15 protein-coding genes and 1 riboswitch are annotated in these 13,925 nt (G+C 66.6%); of the genes, 3 read left to right on the top strand and 12 right to left on the bottom strand.

The features are described 5' to 3' along the window. Positions 1 to 97 precede the first annotated feature (97 nt). The 6 genes from ubiD to ubiU all read right to left on the bottom strand — a co-directional run bounded on the left by ubiD (position 98) and on the right by ubiU (position 5,352). A complete protein-coding gene (gene ubiD, locus BLW02_RS07865; protein ID WP_092697804.1) occupies positions 98 to 1,585 on the bottom strand; it encodes a 4-hydroxy-3-polyprenylbenzoate decarboxylase in 1,488 nt (495 codons plus the stop codon). 59 nt (positions 1,586 to 1,644) lie between these two features. Then, positions 1,645 to 2,241 (bottom strand): UbiX family flavin prenyltransferase, encoded by a 597-nt coding sequence (locus BLW02_RS07860; RefSeq protein ID WP_092697803.1) that lies wholly within the window; start codon positions 2,239 to 2,241, stop codon positions 1,645 to 1,647. After that, on the bottom strand, positions 2,234 to 2,650 hold the full coding sequence (locus BLW02_RS07855; protein WP_425285654.1) for a putative zinc-binding protein: 417 nt from the start codon (positions 2,648 to 2,650) through the stop codon (positions 2,234 to 2,236). The genes BLW02_RS07860 and BLW02_RS07855 overlap by 8 nt, the downstream gene beginning before the upstream one ends. Positions 2,651 to 2,652: 2 nt before the next feature. After that, complete coding sequence (gene ubiT / locus BLW02_RS07850) at positions 2,653 to 3,156, bottom strand: ubiquinone anaerobic biosynthesis accessory factor UbiT (RefSeq protein WP_026435609.1); 504 nt, start codon at positions 3,154 to 3,156, stop codon at positions 2,653 to 2,655. 45 nt (positions 3,157 to 3,201) lie between these two features. Then, a complete protein-coding gene (locus tag BLW02_RS07845; RefSeq protein ID WP_092697801.1) occupies positions 3,202 to 4,116 on the bottom strand; it encodes a U32 family peptidase in 915 nt (304 codons plus the stop codon). 192 nt (positions 4,117 to 4,308) lie between these two features. Next, entirely contained in the window at positions 4,309 to 5,352 is a 1,044-nt protein-coding gene (gene ubiU / locus BLW02_RS07840; protein ID WP_092697800.1) for a ubiquinone anaerobic biosynthesis protein UbiU, read from the bottom strand. 200 nt (positions 5,353 to 5,552) lie between these two features. Between ubiU and BLW02_RS07835 the strand changes: the two genes are divergently transcribed. Continuing rightward, positions 5,553 to 6,737 (top strand): MFS transporter, encoded by a 1,185-nt coding sequence (locus tag BLW02_RS07835; protein WP_092697799.1) that lies wholly within the window; start codon positions 5,553 to 5,555, stop codon positions 6,735 to 6,737. A 57-nt stretch (positions 6,738 to 6,794) separates the two neighbouring features. Here the strand turns inward: BLW02_RS07835 and BLW02_RS07830 are convergent, their stop codons facing one another. The 6 genes from BLW02_RS07830 to BLW02_RS07805 all read right to left on the bottom strand — a co-directional run bounded on the left by BLW02_RS07830 (position 6,795) and on the right by BLW02_RS07805 (position 12,118). Further along, positions 6,795 to 7,685, bottom strand: a complete 891-nt coding sequence (locus BLW02_RS07830) for an alpha/beta hydrolase (protein ID WP_092697798.1) — start codon at positions 7,683 to 7,685, stop codon at positions 6,795 to 6,797. A gap of 108 nt (positions 7,686 to 7,793) precedes the next feature. Beyond that, on the bottom strand, positions 7,794 to 9,284 hold the full coding sequence (locus BLW02_RS07825) for a M20 family metallopeptidase (protein WP_092697797.1): 1,491 nt from the start codon (positions 9,282 to 9,284) through the stop codon (positions 7,794 to 7,796). A 90-nt stretch (positions 9,285 to 9,374) separates the two neighbouring features. Then, on the bottom strand, positions 9,375 to 9,617 hold the full coding sequence (locus tag BLW02_RS07820) for a hypothetical protein (protein ID WP_092697796.1): 243 nt from the start codon (positions 9,615 to 9,617) through the stop codon (positions 9,375 to 9,377). A 10-nt stretch (positions 9,618 to 9,627) separates the two neighbouring features. After that, entirely contained in the window at positions 9,628 to 10,212 is a 585-nt protein-coding gene (metW, locus tag BLW02_RS07815) for a methionine biosynthesis protein MetW (protein WP_092697795.1), read from the bottom strand. Further along, positions 10,209 to 11,411, bottom strand: coding sequence for a homoserine O-acetyltransferase MetX (metX, locus tag BLW02_RS07810; protein ID WP_092697794.1), 1,203 nt, complete (start codon positions 11,409 to 11,411; stop codon positions 10,209 to 10,211). The genes metW and metX overlap by 4 nt, the downstream gene beginning before the upstream one ends. A 143-nt stretch (positions 11,412 to 11,554) precedes the next feature. Then, the gene (locus BLW02_RS07805; RefSeq protein WP_026435618.1) at positions 11,555 to 12,118 is read right to left on the bottom strand and encodes a TMEM165/GDT1 family protein; all 564 of its coding nucleotides are present in this window, start codon (positions 12,116 to 12,118) and stop codon (positions 11,555 to 11,557) included. Between the two features lie 19 nt (positions 12,119 to 12,137). After that, a riboswitch (yybP-ykoY riboswitch) is annotated at positions 12,138 to 12,321 on the bottom strand. Between the two features lie 240 nt (positions 12,322 to 12,561). Between BLW02_RS07805 and BLW02_RS07800 the strand changes: the two genes are divergently transcribed. Together BLW02_RS07800 and BLW02_RS07795 are read left to right on the top strand one after the other, a co-directional pair. After that, positions 12,562 to 12,939 carry an RNA recognition motif domain-containing protein gene (locus BLW02_RS07800; protein WP_092697882.1) on the top strand — a complete coding sequence of 126 codons (378 nt, stop codon included), beginning with the start codon at positions 12,562 to 12,564 and terminating at the stop codon, positions 12,937 to 12,939. A 264-nt stretch (positions 12,940 to 13,203) separates the two neighbouring features. Continuing rightward, the gene (locus tag BLW02_RS07795) at positions 13,204 to 13,728 is read left to right on the top strand and encodes an RNA recognition motif domain-containing protein (RefSeq protein WP_092697793.1); all 525 of its coding nucleotides are present in this window, start codon (positions 13,204 to 13,206) and stop codon (positions 13,726 to 13,728) included. Positions 13,729 to 13,925 lie beyond the last annotated feature (197 nt).

Below are 13,925 nucleotides of genomic sequence, written 5' to 3'. Positions count from 1 at the left end.
ATGAAAGTAAGTAATCTATTACTATCTTATCGCTGTTTGTGAACGATGTCATCTGGAAAGAAAACCGGGTCGCCGGTGGTATCGACCCTGGTTGCGCTTACAACCCCAGCGCCTGGTACAGCCCATCCATGCGCGCCTGCACGGCGGCGTCCATGGCCATGGGCTGCCCCCACTCGCGCTGGGTCTCGCCGGGCCACTTGTTCGTGGCGTCCAGGCCCATCTTGCTGCCCAGGCCGCTCACGGGCGAGGCGAAGTCGAGGTAGTCGATGGGGGTGTTCTCCACCATCATGGTGTCGCGCACCGGGTCCATGCGGGTGGTGATGGCCCAGATAACTTCGGGCCATGAGCGCACATCCACATCGTCGTCCACCACCACGATGAACTTGGTGTACATGAACTGGCGCAGGTGGCTCCACACGCCCATCATCACGCGCCGGGCGTGGCCCGCGTAGGCCTTGCGGATGCTCACCACCGCTAGCCGATAGCTGCAGCCTTCGGGCGGCAGGTAGAAGTCCACAATCTCGGGGAACTGCTTTTGCAGGAGCGGAATGAACAGCTCGTTCATCGCCAGGCCCAGCACGGCGGGCTCGTCGGGTGGCTTGCCGGTGTAGGTGCTGTGGTAGATCGCGTCCTTGCGCATCGTGATGCGGTCGATGGTGAGCACGGGGAATTCGGCGCACTCGTTGTAGTAGCCGGTGTGGTCGCCGTACGGACCTTCGAGCGCATGCTGCCAGCCGCTCGCATGGTTGGCATCGGGCTGGATATGGCCTTCGAGCACGATCTCGGCCGTGGCTGGCACCGTGAGCGGCACGCCCAGCGCGGGAGTGACCTCGGTGCGGGCGCCGCGCAGCAGGCCCGCGAACTGGTATTCGCTCAACGAATCGGGCACGGGCGTGACGGCGCCCAGCAGCGTGGCCGGGTCGGCGCCCAGCGCCACGGCCACGGGATAGGGCTGGCCGGGGTGGGTGGCGCAGTGGTCGCGGAAATCCAGCGCCCCGCCCCGGTGGGCCAGCCAGCGCAGGATGAGCTGGTTGCGCGAGATCACCTGCTGGCGGTAGATGCCCAGGTTCTGCCGCGCCTTGCGCGGGCCGCGCGTGATGGTCAGGCCCCAGGTGATGAGCGGCGCCACGTCGCCCGGCCAGCAATGCTGCACGGGCAGGCGGGCCAGGTCGACATCGGGGCCTTCCCACACCTCCTGCTGGCAGGGCGCGCCCCGGCCCACGGTGTGCGGCGCCATGTTCCACAGGGTCTTGAGCAAGTGGCCCATGCCCAGCATGTCCTTGAAGCCCTTGGGCGCCTCGGGCTCCTTGAGCGTGGCCAGCAGCTCACCGAAAGCACGCACGCCGCGCAGGTCGGCCACACCCATGGCCCGGGCCACGCGCTCGGGCGTGCCGAACAGGTTGGTGAGCACGGGCATGCGGTGGCCCGTGGGCTGCGTGAACAGCAGCGCGGGGCCACCGGCGCGCAGCACGCGGTCGCTCAGCGCGGTCATCTCCAGGTATGGAGATACGGGGTCGGCAACACGGCGCAGATCGCCCGTGGCTTCGAGCTGGGCCATGAAGTCGCGCAGGTCGCGGTAGGCCATCTCAGTACCCATATTTGAACCAACAGGCCGCCAGGCGCAGGGAGTGGTGCAGAGGGATTTTATGGAGCATCTGCCGCCAACCCCTCCCAGCGCGGCGCCAGGTCGTGCGCCACGTCGATGAGGTCGAGCGCGCGCGCCACGCTGTAGTCCACCACCTCGCCCACGGTCTGCGGGCGCAGGTAGAAGGCGGGCAGCGGCGGGCAGACGATGGCGCCCATCTCGGTCACCGCCACCATGTTGCGCAGGTGCGTGAGGTGCAGCGGCGATTCGCGCACCATCAGCACAAGGCGGCGGCGTTCCTTGAGCGCCACATCGGCGGCGCGCGTGAGCAGGTTGTCGGCCAGGCCATGGGCAATGGCCGCCAGCGTGCGCATGGAGCAGGGTGCCACCACCATGGCGTGGCACTGGAACGAGCCACTCGCAATCGCCGCGCCCACGTTGGCCACATCGTGCACGCGGTGCGCCAGGGCCTCCACGGTGGGGCGGTCCATGTCGAGCTCGTGCCGCAGGTTGCGCCAGCCGGCATCCGACACGACCAGGTGCGTCTCGATGCCGCTCTGGCCCTGCAGCACCTGCAGCAGGCGCGCGCCATACACGGCGCCGCTGGCGCCCGAGATGGCCACGATGACGCGGCGCGGGCGTCGGGCATCAGCCATGCGAGGGCTCCACGGCGGCGGGCCGCAGCGCCGGGCGTTGCAGGGGCTGCGCCATCTGGTCGGCCTCCACCTGCTCCAGCACCAGCGCGGCCTGCACGGGATCGAAGTCTTCGTGCGTGCGCTTTTTCACGCCGTACTGCTGCAGCTGGTAATGCCGGTCGGCAGCGATGCCATGGCGCGCCAGCGTGCTTTTGACGCAGACCAGCGGGCAACCGTCGAGCGCAATGATGGGCCGGCCCGAACGGACGATCTTCATCAGGTGCGGCACATCGCCGCCCACGCCGGCGATGCACGACATCTCGGCCACGCCGCGCCGGTCGAGCTGCAGCGCCACATGGTTGGCCAGCTGCGCGGCGCTGGAGCAGCCGGAGCAGGAATAGACCAGGGGGTGGTTGGGATCGGCGGCCATGGTCATCGTCCGGCGCTGCGCGCGGAATCCATGCGCTGGCGCAGGCGGCCCAGCACCTGGCGCGGCGTCCACTGGCGCGGGTCGAGCACGGGCAGCTCGATGGCGTCGAGCGCGTTCTTCACCACCAGGCCCAGTTCGGTGTCGCCCTCCATGGACAGGCGGCGGTTGAAGAACAGGGTATCGGGGTCTTGCTGGCGCTGGGCCAGCAGCAGAAAGTCGTGGGCGGTGGCGCTCAGCGTCAGGTCGGCCACGGCGGGGGCCACCAGCGGGGCCTGGGGCGCAAAGCGCTGGCCGGTCCAGGCGAAGTCGAACGTCAGGCGCGCATCGCGCACCTGCACGCGCATCTTCTTGTGCAGCATCAACTGGCCCACATCGGCGGGCAGGTGCCGGGCCAGCGCCAGGTTGAGCGCGGTCACCAGCAGCAGCGAGCCGGGGTAGGCGGGCAGGCGCGACAGCAAGGCCCCCACCGGAGCGGGAACCACCAGAAGATCAGAAGAAGCAGCCATGGCGTGGGAGTGGCACTCGGGCCAGGGTGAAAAGCACGGTGAACATCAGGGGCCAGGCGCATGGCTTGCGGCATGCCCCTGCTCCAGACCGGGACGGCCAAACCAGTAGCCATTGCAGGGCTGGTCGGGCATGAAGGCTTGCATGCGCTCGACATAGTCCACGCTGGCGGGCTGCGCCGGCCCGCGCGCTTCGTCGAACAGCGCGATGATCTGCGCCATGTGCTGCGCCTGCGGGCTCAGCCGCACCAGGTCCACGCCCATGGTGCCCATCGCGGCCAGCTCGTTGGCCAGGTTGTAGACGCGGGCCGATTGCGTCTGCGTGCCATTGAGCACGAGGAAATCCTCGCTCTCGCGCGTGCGCAGCGTCAGGCCGTCGGCATGGTCCATACAGCTGAAGCGGCAGTCGTCCTTGGGCAGGTTGCGATGGCGCGCGGTGAAGCAGCGCGCCGAGTAGGCCAATGGCATGCGCCCGTAGGCGAACACTTCCGTTTCGAGCCCGGCCGGGCGGTTCCCCAGCATGGCGGCCAGCGCATCCTGCGCCATCTCCAGCGGCATCACCCAGCGGCTGGCGCCCAGCTGGGCCATCCATTGCAGCGAGGGCGCGTTGTACAGGTTCAGGTGCGGGCCGGCCACGAAGGGGCGCTGGCCCGACAGGCAGCGCACCGCGCCCATGTCGTTGGCCTCGACGGTGAAGTCGGTATTGGCGGCGATCTTGTGCAGCACGCTCACGTCCGAGCCCGACTCGATCAGCACCTGCGTGGACAGCACGGCCTGCTTGCCTGCGTCCTGCAGCATGCGGGCGATGTCCAGCCAGTCCGCCAGGCGCAACTCATGGCGGCGCGAGCACACGGTTTCGCCCAGATAGACCACGTCGAGCGGCGTGGCGGCCATGGCCTCATAAAAAGCAAAGATGGTTTCGCGCGGCCAGTAGTACAGCAGCGGGCCGAGAGAGAGTTTCATGGGGCGATCTCTAAGGTTTTCATCGTGGTAGCCAGGCGCCAAAGCGGCTCACTGAGTTCGAATCTGGCGCGGCCCAGGCCAGCGACCGCCGCGCAAGGGCCGCCCCGCCGCGCTGGCGGTGTCCCCCTTCCCGCATCGCGCAAGCGAGGCGAGAGAAGGGGGAAGGCGCGAAGCGCCTCAGGGGGTTGTTCCTCATTTCCAGGGGCGGTGGTAGGCGCCCAGCGTGTGCTGCTGGCCCTCGGCCACCTGGTCGAGGCTGGCCATCCAGGTCGTCTTGGGGGCGTAGCGGTGGGGATTGGCCAGGCACTGGTCCATGGCTTCGCGCCAGACCTTGGTGACCTGCGCCACATACGCGGGGCTGCGCTGGCGGCCTTCGATCTTGATGGCGCGCACACCGATTTTCAGCAGCTGGGGCAGCAGCTCCAGCGTGTTGAGGCTGGTGGGCTCTTCGATGGCGTAGTAGTTCTCGTCGTCGCCCACGTCGAAGCGGCCCTTGCACAAGGTGGGGTAGCCGGCGTTCTCGCCGGGTGCGTAGCGGTCGATCAGCACGCCGTTCAGGCGCGACTCGCGGCCCTGCGGCGTCTCCTGCCAGCGCACTGCCTTCGGCGGCGAGCACACGCCATGCGTGTTGGGCGATTCGCCCGTGACGTAGGACGACAGCGCGCAGCGCCCCTCGACCATCACGCACAGGCTGCCAAAACCAAACACCTCGATCTCCACCGGCGTCTTGTCGATGACCTGGCGCACCTGCTCCATCGACAGCACGCGCGGCAGCACGGCGCGCACGATGCCGAACTGCTCGCGGTAGAAGTTGATGGCCTCGTAGTTGGTGGCCGAGCCCTGCACCGACAGGTGCAGGCGCAGCTGCGGATGGCGCTGCGCGGCGTATTGCATGAGCCCGGGATCAGCCAGAATGACGGCGTCCACGCCCAGGTCCACCGCCTTGTCCATGGCGCTGCGCCAGGGTGCGGGGTCGGACGCCTGCGGGTAGGTGTTGAGCGCCATGAACACCTTGCAGCCACGCTCGTGCGCGTAGCGGATGCCATTGGCGATGGCCGCCTCGTCGAAATTGAGGCCGGCAAAGTTGCGGGCGTTGGTGGCGTCGCGCAGGCCCAGATAGACGCAGTTGGCACCGTTGTCCACCGCCGCCTTCAGGGCCGGCAGGCTGCCGGCGGGGCAGACCAGTTCAAGGGCTGGCGCCGCAGGGGGCGCCGCAGTAGGGTTCAGGGATTCCATGGCAAACGATCAATGGCCGGCTCCGGGCATGGAGCCACGGCACTGGCGGCACCTTAGCGGTCCCTGGCCACGGGGTGGCTGATCTTCATCAACTGCAGCCCACAATGCCGGACAACCGATGCCGGGCTTTGATGCAACCCATGTTTCGGCAGCGCCCGCTCACCAGGTAGGCTCTCCTCTTTTCTCCACAACCCACTGCCGTGAACAGAAACCTCTGGCTGCTGGCCCTCTGCCAGGGCCTTTTCCTGACCAACAACGTGGTCTTCATCGCCATCAACGGCCTGGTGGGCCTGCAACTGGCGCCGTTCGGCTGGATGGCCACGCTGCCCGTGATGGGCTATGTGGTGGGCGGCGCCCTGTCCACCCCGCTGGTGGCACGCAGCCAAAGGCGCTGGGGACGGCAGGTGTCGTTCCAGATCGGGCTGGCCGTGGCGGTGGCATCCGCCGCGCTGTGTGCCTGGGCGGCTTTCAGCGCCAACTTCTGGCTGCTGTGCACTGCGACCCTGGTGGCAGGCTACTACAGCGCCAACGGCCAGCTCTACCGCTTTGCGGCCGCCGAACTGTCGCTGCCTGCGTTCCGCGAAAAGGCCGTTTCACTGGTGCTCGCCGGTGGCCTGCTGGGCGCCGTCACGGGCCCCAATCTGGCCAGCGCCACGCGCACGCTGTTCCCCGTGCCTTTTGCGGGGGCTTACATCGCGCTGATGGGCGTGGCGCTCATCGCCATGGCCTGCATGGCCGCCATCCGCTTCGAGGCGCAGCCACCGGTGCTCGACGCGGCAGGCCTGCCCGCCCAAGGCCGGCCCCTGGCCGAACTGATGCGGCAACCGGCTTTCATCGTGGCGGTGCTGGGCGCCGCCCTGGGCTACGGCGTGATGAACCTGCTGATGGCCGCCACACCGCTGGCCATGCAGGTCTGTGGCTTCGCCTTTGACGATGCGGCGACGGTGCTGCAATGGCATGTGATCGGCATGTTTGCGCCGGGCTTCTTCACGGGCCACCTCATCAAGCGCTTTGGCGTGCTGGCTGTCATGGGTGCGGGAGTGCTGCTGAATGCCGCCTGCGTGGTGATTGCGCTGATGGGGCTGGAGCTGCAGCACTTTGGCGTGGCCCTGTTCCTGCTGGGCGTGGGCTGGAACTTTCTGTTCACCGGCGCCACGGCGCTGGCCCTGACGGCCTACCGCCCCGAGGAAAAAGACCGTGCCCAGGCTGCCATCAATTTCTGCGTTTTTGCCACGCTGGCGCTCAGCTCGTTCTCGTCGGGCGTGCTGGTCACCACGCAGGGCTGGACGCTGCTCAACGCCGGCTCACTGGTCCCGATCGCCGTGACGGGGCTGGCGCTGGCATGGCTCGCGCTGCAGCGCAGGCGCGCAGTGCCGGTGCGCTAAGGCCACGCCCTGCAACCGCAGCGTCCACGGGTTCTGGAAAGCCTATATGGCTTGAACTCATCCGGCCACGGCTACCGGGGGTGCCAGCGGGCAATGGCGCACCAGCCACTGGTGCAGCAGGCCATACACCGGCGCGGCCAGCGCAGGGCTTTCGTTGAACAGTTCATGGAACAAGGGCTCAAAGCAATGTGACTGCACCACACCCTGGGGTGCCGCCGCGGCAAAGGCCTGGCTGCCAGCAGGATTGACCAATCGGTCGGCACCCGCCCACATCAGCAAGGTGGGCACACCCCAGTGCCTGGCACGCGCCATGGTGGCCGGCCCCGCGTCGGCCATGAACCGGGCCAGGCGGCCGCTGATGCGGTCATGGCACAGCGGATCGGCCAGGTAGGCGGCCACCACGGCCGGGTCGTGCGAGAGGTATTGCGGATCTAGCCCGTTGCCCACGCGCAGGTTGGGCGCGATGCGCGGCAGCGTGGCCAACAGCAGCTTTTGCATGGCGTTGAGCCCCAGGTCCAGCGCGGGCGATGACAGCACCAGCCCATCCACCGGCCGCAGGTGCAGCGACACGAACCGCGCCGCCACCAGCCCGCCCAGGCTGTGGCCCAGCAGCACCAGCGGCTGGCCCGGCGCCATGCGGGCGCGGGTGGCGTCCACCATGTCGGCCAGATCGTCGAGCAGGCGCATGGCCGTGGTGAGGCCGCCGCGCGGCCCGCCCGACTCGCCGTGGCCATACTGGTCGTAGCCCCGCACGGCAAAGCCCCAGGCATTCAGGCGCCGCGCCAGGGCATCGTACCGCCCCACATGCTCGCCCAGGCCATGCACCAGCAGCACGGTGCCGCGGGGTGAGCCCTCCATCAGGGGCCAGTCCTGCACGGCCAGGTTCTCGCCGTCTGCCGCGGTGAAGGTCGTCAAGGTGCTCAAGGTGGATACAACAGCGTCAGACATGGGCGGGACGACCAAGGTTGGGAGCAAGCGAAGTGCACGGGTGGCATGCGTTGCGGTGGAGGTTCCAGCAGATTGCCGGGGTGGTTGGCGCGCGCGCCCTGCCGGTGCTCAGGCCGTAGCGGCCTCCGAGGCGGCCTGCCGGGCCATGGCGCCGATCACCTGCGCCACCGAGGCGGTGAGGCGTTTGGCATAGGGCACATGCAAAAACTCGTTGGGACCATGCGCATTGCTCTTGGGGCCGAGCACGCCGCACACCATCATCTGGGCTTTCGGAAAACCCTCGCTGAGCATGTTCATCAGCGGGATGGTGCCACCCTGGCCGATGTAGCCGCAGGGCGCGCCAAAGTGCGCCTGCGACGCATCATTGAGCGCCTGTTCGAACCAGGGCGTAGTGGCCGGGGCGTTCCAGCCCGTGGCGCCGCCACTCCCGTCGAACGTGACCCGGGCTTGGTAGGGCGCGTTGTCTTCGAGCAGGGCTTTCAAGTCCTGCACGGCCTGGGCAGCGTCCACCAGCGGGGGCAGGCGCAGGCTGAGCTTGAAGGCGGTGTAGGGGCGCAGCACGTTGCCCGCGTCCTGCAGCGCAGGAAAGCCCTCGGCGCCGGTCACGCTGAGCGTGGGCTCCCAGGTACGCTTGAGCAGGGCCTGCAGCGGGTCGGTGGTGGTGGGCAGCGCAAAGGTGGTGGAGCCGCCGCAGTCGTAGTGCGCCCACGGAAAGCGCTTGTAGACCTCGTCGCCCAGGATGGCGGCCGTGGCACGGGCCTGGGCCAGGCGGTCGGCAGGCACCTGGCAATGGAAGCTGGCGGGCAGCAGGCGGCCGGTGGCACTGTCTTCCAGGCGGTCGAGCACCTGGCGCATGATGCGGAAGCTGGACGGCACCAGGCCCGAGGCGTCGCCCGAGTGGATGCCTTCGGTGAGGATCTCGACCTTGAGCGTGCCGCTGGCCATGCCGCGCAGGCTGGTGGTGAGCCAGAGCTGGTCGTAGTTGCCGGCGCCGCTGTCCAGGCAGATCACCAGACCCACATCGCCCAGGCGCGCGCGCAGGGCATCGATGTAGGGCAGCAGGTCGTGCGAGCCGCTTTCCTCGCAGGTTTCGATGAGGCCCACGATGCGCGGGTGCGGCACGTTCTGGCGCTGGAGTTCCTGCACGGCGGCGATGCTGGCGTACACGGCATAACCATCGTCGGCGCCGCCGCGCCCGTAGAGCTTGCCGTCTTCGTACTTGGGCGTCCAGGGGCCGAGGTCGCTGCGCCAGCCGGAAAACTCGGGCTGCTTGTCCAGGTGGCCATACATCAGCACGGTCTGGGTGGCGGCGGCCTCGGTGGCCTCGATCTCGAAGAACAGCACCGGGGTGCGGCCGGGCAGACGCACGATTTCCAGGTGCAGGCCCGCCACCTTCTGCGCCTCGACCCAGGTGGCAGCATTGCGCACCACGGTGTCGAGCAGGCCCTGCTGCGCCCAGTCGGGGGCAAAGGTGGGCGACTTGGCCGGAATGGCGATGTATTCGGTGAGCTGGCGCAGGATGTCGCTGTCCCATGTCTGGCCGATCCGCTCCAGCGCCAGCGCGGGTTCAAGGATTTGGGAGGGGACACGGGCGTTCATGGGCGGGCTCCTGCGGCGTTGCGAAAACCGCATTCGACCACAACGTGCACGCAGGCGCCAAGTTCTCAGTGGCCAGGCGAGGAGCGCGTATCAGGAGGGGCCTGCTTCGGCCCCGGGGTGGAGGTGCGGCGCAGCGCGGTCCAGCGCACGGATCAGCGTGCGGCGGTTCTCCGCGCCGGCGAGAGCATCCACCGCCGCCATGGTGCGGTTGCTTTCACCGGCACGGTGCATGGCATGCTGACAAAGCCGATCGAATCGAGCAGCACCACCAGGCCAATGGCCATCCATGACCTGGCGCGCCACGGAGCGGTTGTGGGCAAAGGAGGCGGCCATGAGGGGGTCATCAGGCGTGCTCGAAATGGAACACGGCCGTGCCCGCCCGCGCGTTCGGGCACCAGCGAACCGTGCGCCCGGCCTGCAGGCCGAACGCATCGATCACGCGCAGGTGGTTCTTGAGCGCCAGCACCTCGAAATCCTTGTAGGTGCCCACGCGGATGTTGGGCGTGTCGTACCACTGGTAGGGCAGGCGCCGCGTGACCGGCATGCGCCCGCGCAGCACCGACAGGCGGTTGGGCCAGTGCGCGAAGTTGGGGAAGGCCACCACGCCGGTGCGACCCACGCGGGCGGTTTCTCGCAGCATGACCTCGGCGTTGCGCAGGTGCTGCAGGGTGTCGATCTGCAGCACCACGTCGAAAGAGTTGTCGCCAAACATGGCCAGGCCCTCGTCGAGGTTGAGCTGGATCACGTCCACCCCGCGCTGCACGCAGGCCAGCACGTTGGCGTCGGCTATCTCGATGCCGTAGCCGCTGCAGCCTCGTTCGCGTTGCAGGTAGGACAGCATGGCGCCGTCGCCACAACCCAGGTCGAGCACGCGCGAGCCGGGTGGAACCATGCGGGCAATGGCTTGCATCGTGGTTTTCTCGGTCATGCCAGCTCCTTTGCAATGCTATCGAAGTAAGAGCGCATGACGTTCATGTAGCGGGCGTCATCGAGCAAGAAGGCATCATGCCCGTGGGGGGCATCGATTTCGGCGTAGCTCACACTGCGTCGGTTGTCGAGCAGGGCTTTCACGATTTCGCGGCTGCGCCGGGAAGAAAACCGCCAGTCGGTGGTGAAACTGACCAGCAAAAATTTGGCCGTGGCGCGTGCCAGCGCCTGGGTGAGGTCACCGCCATGGCCGCGCGCCGGATCGAAGTAATCGAGCGCGCGCGTGATCAGCAGGTAGGTGTTGGCGTCGAAATACTCGCTGAACTTGTCGCCCTGGTAGCGCAGGTAGCTTTCGATCTGAAACTCGATGTCCTGGGTGCTGTACAAATAATCGCGGAGGTCCGGCGCTGGGCCGCCCCGAGCCGGACCAGTCCCCTCGAGGGGCAGCGAACCACGCGAAGCGGGGAGCGTGGGGGCACGCAGACTGCGGCCGAACTTCTCGTTCATCACATCGTCGCTCAAATACGTGATGTGGCCGATCATGCGCGCGATGCGCAGGCCGCGCTTCGGGATCACGCCGTGGCGGTAAAAATGGCCGCCGTGGAAGTCGGGGTCGGTGACGATGGCGCGGCGCGCCACTTCGTTGAAGGCGATGTTCTCGGCCGTGAGGTTGGGCGCGCTGGCCACCACCACGGCATGGCGCACCCGTTCGGGGTACTGCAGCGTCCAGCTCAAGGCCTGCATGCCGCCCAGGCTGCCGCCCAGCACGGCGGCCAGCTGCGTGATGCCCAGCCGCTCCAGCAGCCGAGCCTGGGCATTGACCCAGTCCTCCACCGTGACCACGGGAAAATCGGCACCGTAGACCTCGCCGGTATCCGGGTGCAGGTGCATGGGTCCGGTGGAGCCGAAGCACGAGCCCAGGTTGTTCACGCCGATCACGAAGAGCCGGTTGGTATCCACCGGCTTGCCGGGGCCGATCATGTTGTCCCACCAGCCCTCGCTCTTGTCCTGGCCCTCGTACACGCCGGCTACATGGTGCGAGGCGTTGAGGGCGTGGCACACCAGCACGGCGTTGGACGCATCGGCATTGAGGGTGCCGTAGGTTTCGTAAGCCAGGTGGTAATCACGGAGCGATGCACCGCTTTGCAGCGGCAGCACCTCCGGAAAATGCATGGTCTGGGGTGTGGCAATGAACGACATAAAAAAACCCGGCGTCGCTAAAAACGAGGCCGGGATGTGTCGGACGGGTCTTTAGCAGAATTTATTAAGCGCCCGCAAGCTGTGGCAAATCGGCGCGTGCGGCAAATATACCAAAAGGGCCGCCCGGCGGCGACGCTGGCCCATCAGGCCGGCGCAAAAATCGCCACCAGTCCGAGGACCACGAAAATGGCTGCCGACACAAGGTGCACGATGCGGATGGGCACCAGGCGCGTGATGCGGTCGCCCAGCCAGACCACGGGCGCATTGGCCAGCATCATGCCCAGCGTGGTTCCGGCCACCACCCACAGGTAGGCGTTGTACTGCGCCGCCAGCATGACGGTGGCGATCTGCGTCTTGTCGCCCATCTCGGCCAGGAAAAAAGCCACCAGCGTGGTGCCGAACACTCCCCAGCGCGGCGAACCGTCGGCATCGCCTTCATCGAGCTTGTCGGGGATCAGCATCCACACCGCCATGGCAATGAAGGAGGCACCCAGAATCCAGCGCAACATCTGTGGTCCCACCAACGTGGTTACCCAGGCGCCAACAGCCCCCGCCAACCCGTGGTTGGCCAGCGTGGCGACCAGGATGCCCAGCACAATGGGCCAGGGTTTTCGGAAACGCGCGGCCAGCACCAGCGCCAGCAACTGGGTCTTGTCGCCCATCTCGGCGAGGGCGACGATGGCGGTAGAAACAAAAAAGGCTTCCATGGGGAGGGGGGTCCGATCCGGCCGGATGGGTGGTGAACGCATTGACCGCACACCGACTCCGGCCAATGGATCGGCATGCAGTCAATGGTCTCGCCCAGCTCATCACAAGCCGCGTGCGCCATAGGTTGTGGGAACCCAAGTGTGTTGACGCAAGCCCCCGGCGCCTTGTGCGGCCGGGCGGGCTACTCCCCAAAGACGGCGCTATTTTAGTGCAACGCGTTCCCCGGATCCCTTTACAACGTTTTCTACCCGAAAAATTTCTCCTTAGAAATAAATATCCGCGCAGCGCATAAAAGTGACTGATAATGGCTTGGCTTTTTCTGCCTAGCAGGAAAGCAGTTAAGTTAGCGGTGATTGGTCAGTTTCGCGTCTTTGAAGTCGTCACAGGTTTGTTGATTGCGTAGGACTCCCATCGCGTTTTCATGTTTTTTCAGGAGTCCTTCATGGGCAACAAACTTTACGTGGGCAACCTGCCCTACTCTTTCCGCGACGAAGACCTGCAGCAGACCTTCAGCCAGTACGGCTCGGTCGGCAGCGCCAAGGTCATGATGGAGCGCGACACCGGCCGCTCCAAGGGTTTCGGCTTTGTCGAAATGGGCAGCGATGCCGAAGCTCAAGCCGCCATCCAGGGCGTGCATGGCCAGAATTTCGGTGGCCGTGACCTCGTGGTCAACGAAGCCCGCCCCATGGAGCCACGCGCTCCCCGTAGCGGTGGCTTCGGTGGCGGCAATGGCGGCGGCGGTTACGGCGGTGGCCGTAGCGGCGGTGGCTACGGCGGTGGTGGTGGTGGCGGTTACGGCGGTGGCCGTAACAGCTACTAAGACCGTTCAGCAGGTGCTTGCACCTGCCACCGGAAAACAAGGAGCCTCAGGGCTCCTTTTTTCATGGCTGCAGCATTGCTGCCACAGCGGGCAAAAGCACTTGCGTTTTCCCAAAAACTGTGAGACATATTCAGTTTGCGGGGTTTTTCTCGCCTAAAAGTTTGCGGTGATCCGTCGGTTTCGCGCTCAAGGCTTCGTTGAGATCAACTGGCTGCGTTTTCGGGACTCCATCGCTTTATCCATGTGTTTTTGAGGAGTCCCGTGATGGGCAACAAACTGTATGTCGGCAACCTGCCTTATTCGGTGCGCGACAGCGATCTGGAACAGGCCTTTGGTCAATTTGGTGCCGTAACAAGCGCCAAGGTCATGATGGAACGCGATACGGGTCGCTCCAAGGGCTTTGGCTTCGTCGAGATGGGCAGCGATGCTGAAGCGCAGGCGGCCATTCAGGGCATGAACGGCCAGTCCCTGGGAGGCCGTGGCATCGTTGTCAATGAAGCCCGCCCGATGGAGCCACGTCCGCCCCGCAGTGGTGGAGGTTTTGGCGGTGGCGGTGGCTACGGTGGCGGCCGCAGCGGTGGTGGCGGCGGATACGGCGGTGGCGGTGGTGGTGGCTACGGTGGTGGCCGTGAAGGCGGCGGCGGTGGCTATGGAGGTGGTGGCCGAGGTGATGGTGGCGGCTACGGCGGTGGTGGACGCAGCGAGGGCGGTTTCCGCAGCCCCTACGGCACGGGCTCACGCAATGGCGGCCGCAGCGGTGGCGGCTATGGTGGCGGCGACAGTTACTGAGCCGCTCGCCCGCAGTTTGTCTTGAGCGGAAGGCCCCTTCGGGGCAATGCCAGTCAGTTAAGCCCTGACTGGCATTTTTTTGGTGGGTACTTGCTGCGTGTCGATCGCTTGACCTCGCGCGGGAAGCTTCGATCAGGTCGTCGAGGCGGGAGCACGAAGTAGTGAGCCTGATCCAGAAGGCGCTGCAAATGCTGGGG

Origin of the sequence: Acidovorax soli (genome assembly GCF_900107605.1) — a bacterium.
In the GTDB taxonomy this organism is placed as follows: domain Bacteria; phylum Pseudomonadota; class Gammaproteobacteria; order Burkholderiales; family Burkholderiaceae_C; genus Acidovorax; species Acidovorax soli.
Note: the sequence above shows the minus strand (reverse complement) of the source record. Positions and strands in the feature narration are given on the sequence as shown.

Bases quoted from the DNA above. Each gene is read 5' to 3' on its own strand.
- ubiU (WP_092697800.1), bottom strand. From the start codon at position 5,352: ATGGAATCCCTGAACCCTACTGCGGCGCCCCCTGCGGCGCCAGCCCTT.
- BLW02_RS07800 (WP_092697882.1), top strand. From the start codon at position 12,562: ATGGGCAACAAACTTTACGTGGGCAACCTGCCCTACTCTTTCCGCGAC.
- BLW02_RS07860 (WP_092697803.1), bottom strand. From the start codon at position 2,241: ATGGCTGATGCCCGACGCCCGCGCCGCGTCATCGTGGCCATCTCGGGC.
- BLW02_RS07805 (WP_026435618.1), bottom strand. From the start codon at position 12,118: ATGGAAGCCTTTTTTGTTTCTACCGCCATCGTCGCCCTCGCCGAGATG.
- BLW02_RS07855 (WP_425285654.1), bottom strand. From the start codon at position 2,650: ATGGCCGCCGATCCCAACCACCCCCTGGTCTATTCCTGCTCCGGCTGC.
- BLW02_RS07845 (WP_092697801.1), bottom strand. From the start codon at position 4,116: ATGAAACTCTCTCTCGGCCCGCTGCTGTACTACTGGCCGCGCGAAACC.
- BLW02_RS07830 (WP_092697798.1), bottom strand. From the start codon at position 7,685: ATGTCTGACGCTGTTGTATCCACCTTGAGCACCTTGACGACCTTCACC.
- BLW02_RS07825 (WP_092697797.1), bottom strand. From the start codon at position 9,284: ATGAACGCCCGTGTCCCCTCCCAAATCCTTGAACCCGCGCTGGCGCTG.
- metW (WP_092697795.1), bottom strand. From the start codon at position 10,212: ATGACCGAGAAAACCACGATGCAAGCCATTGCCCGCATGGTTCCACCC.
- ubiD (WP_092697804.1), bottom strand. From the start codon at position 1,585: ATGGCCTACCGCGACCTGCGCGACTTCATGGCCCAGCTCGAAGCCACG.
- ubiT (WP_026435609.1), bottom strand. From the start codon at position 3,156: ATGGCTGCTTCTTCTGATCTTCTGGTGGTTCCCGCTCCGGTGGGGGCC.
- metX (WP_092697794.1), bottom strand. From the start codon at position 11,411: ATGTCGTTCATTGCCACACCCCAGACCATGCATTTTCCGGAGGTGCTG.
- BLW02_RS07820 (WP_092697796.1), bottom strand. From the start codon at position 9,617: ATGGCCGCCTCCTTTGCCCACAACCGCTCCGTGGCGCGCCAGGTCATG.
- BLW02_RS07795 (WP_092697793.1), top strand. From the start codon at position 13,204: ATGGGCAACAAACTGTATGTCGGCAACCTGCCTTATTCGGTGCGCGAC.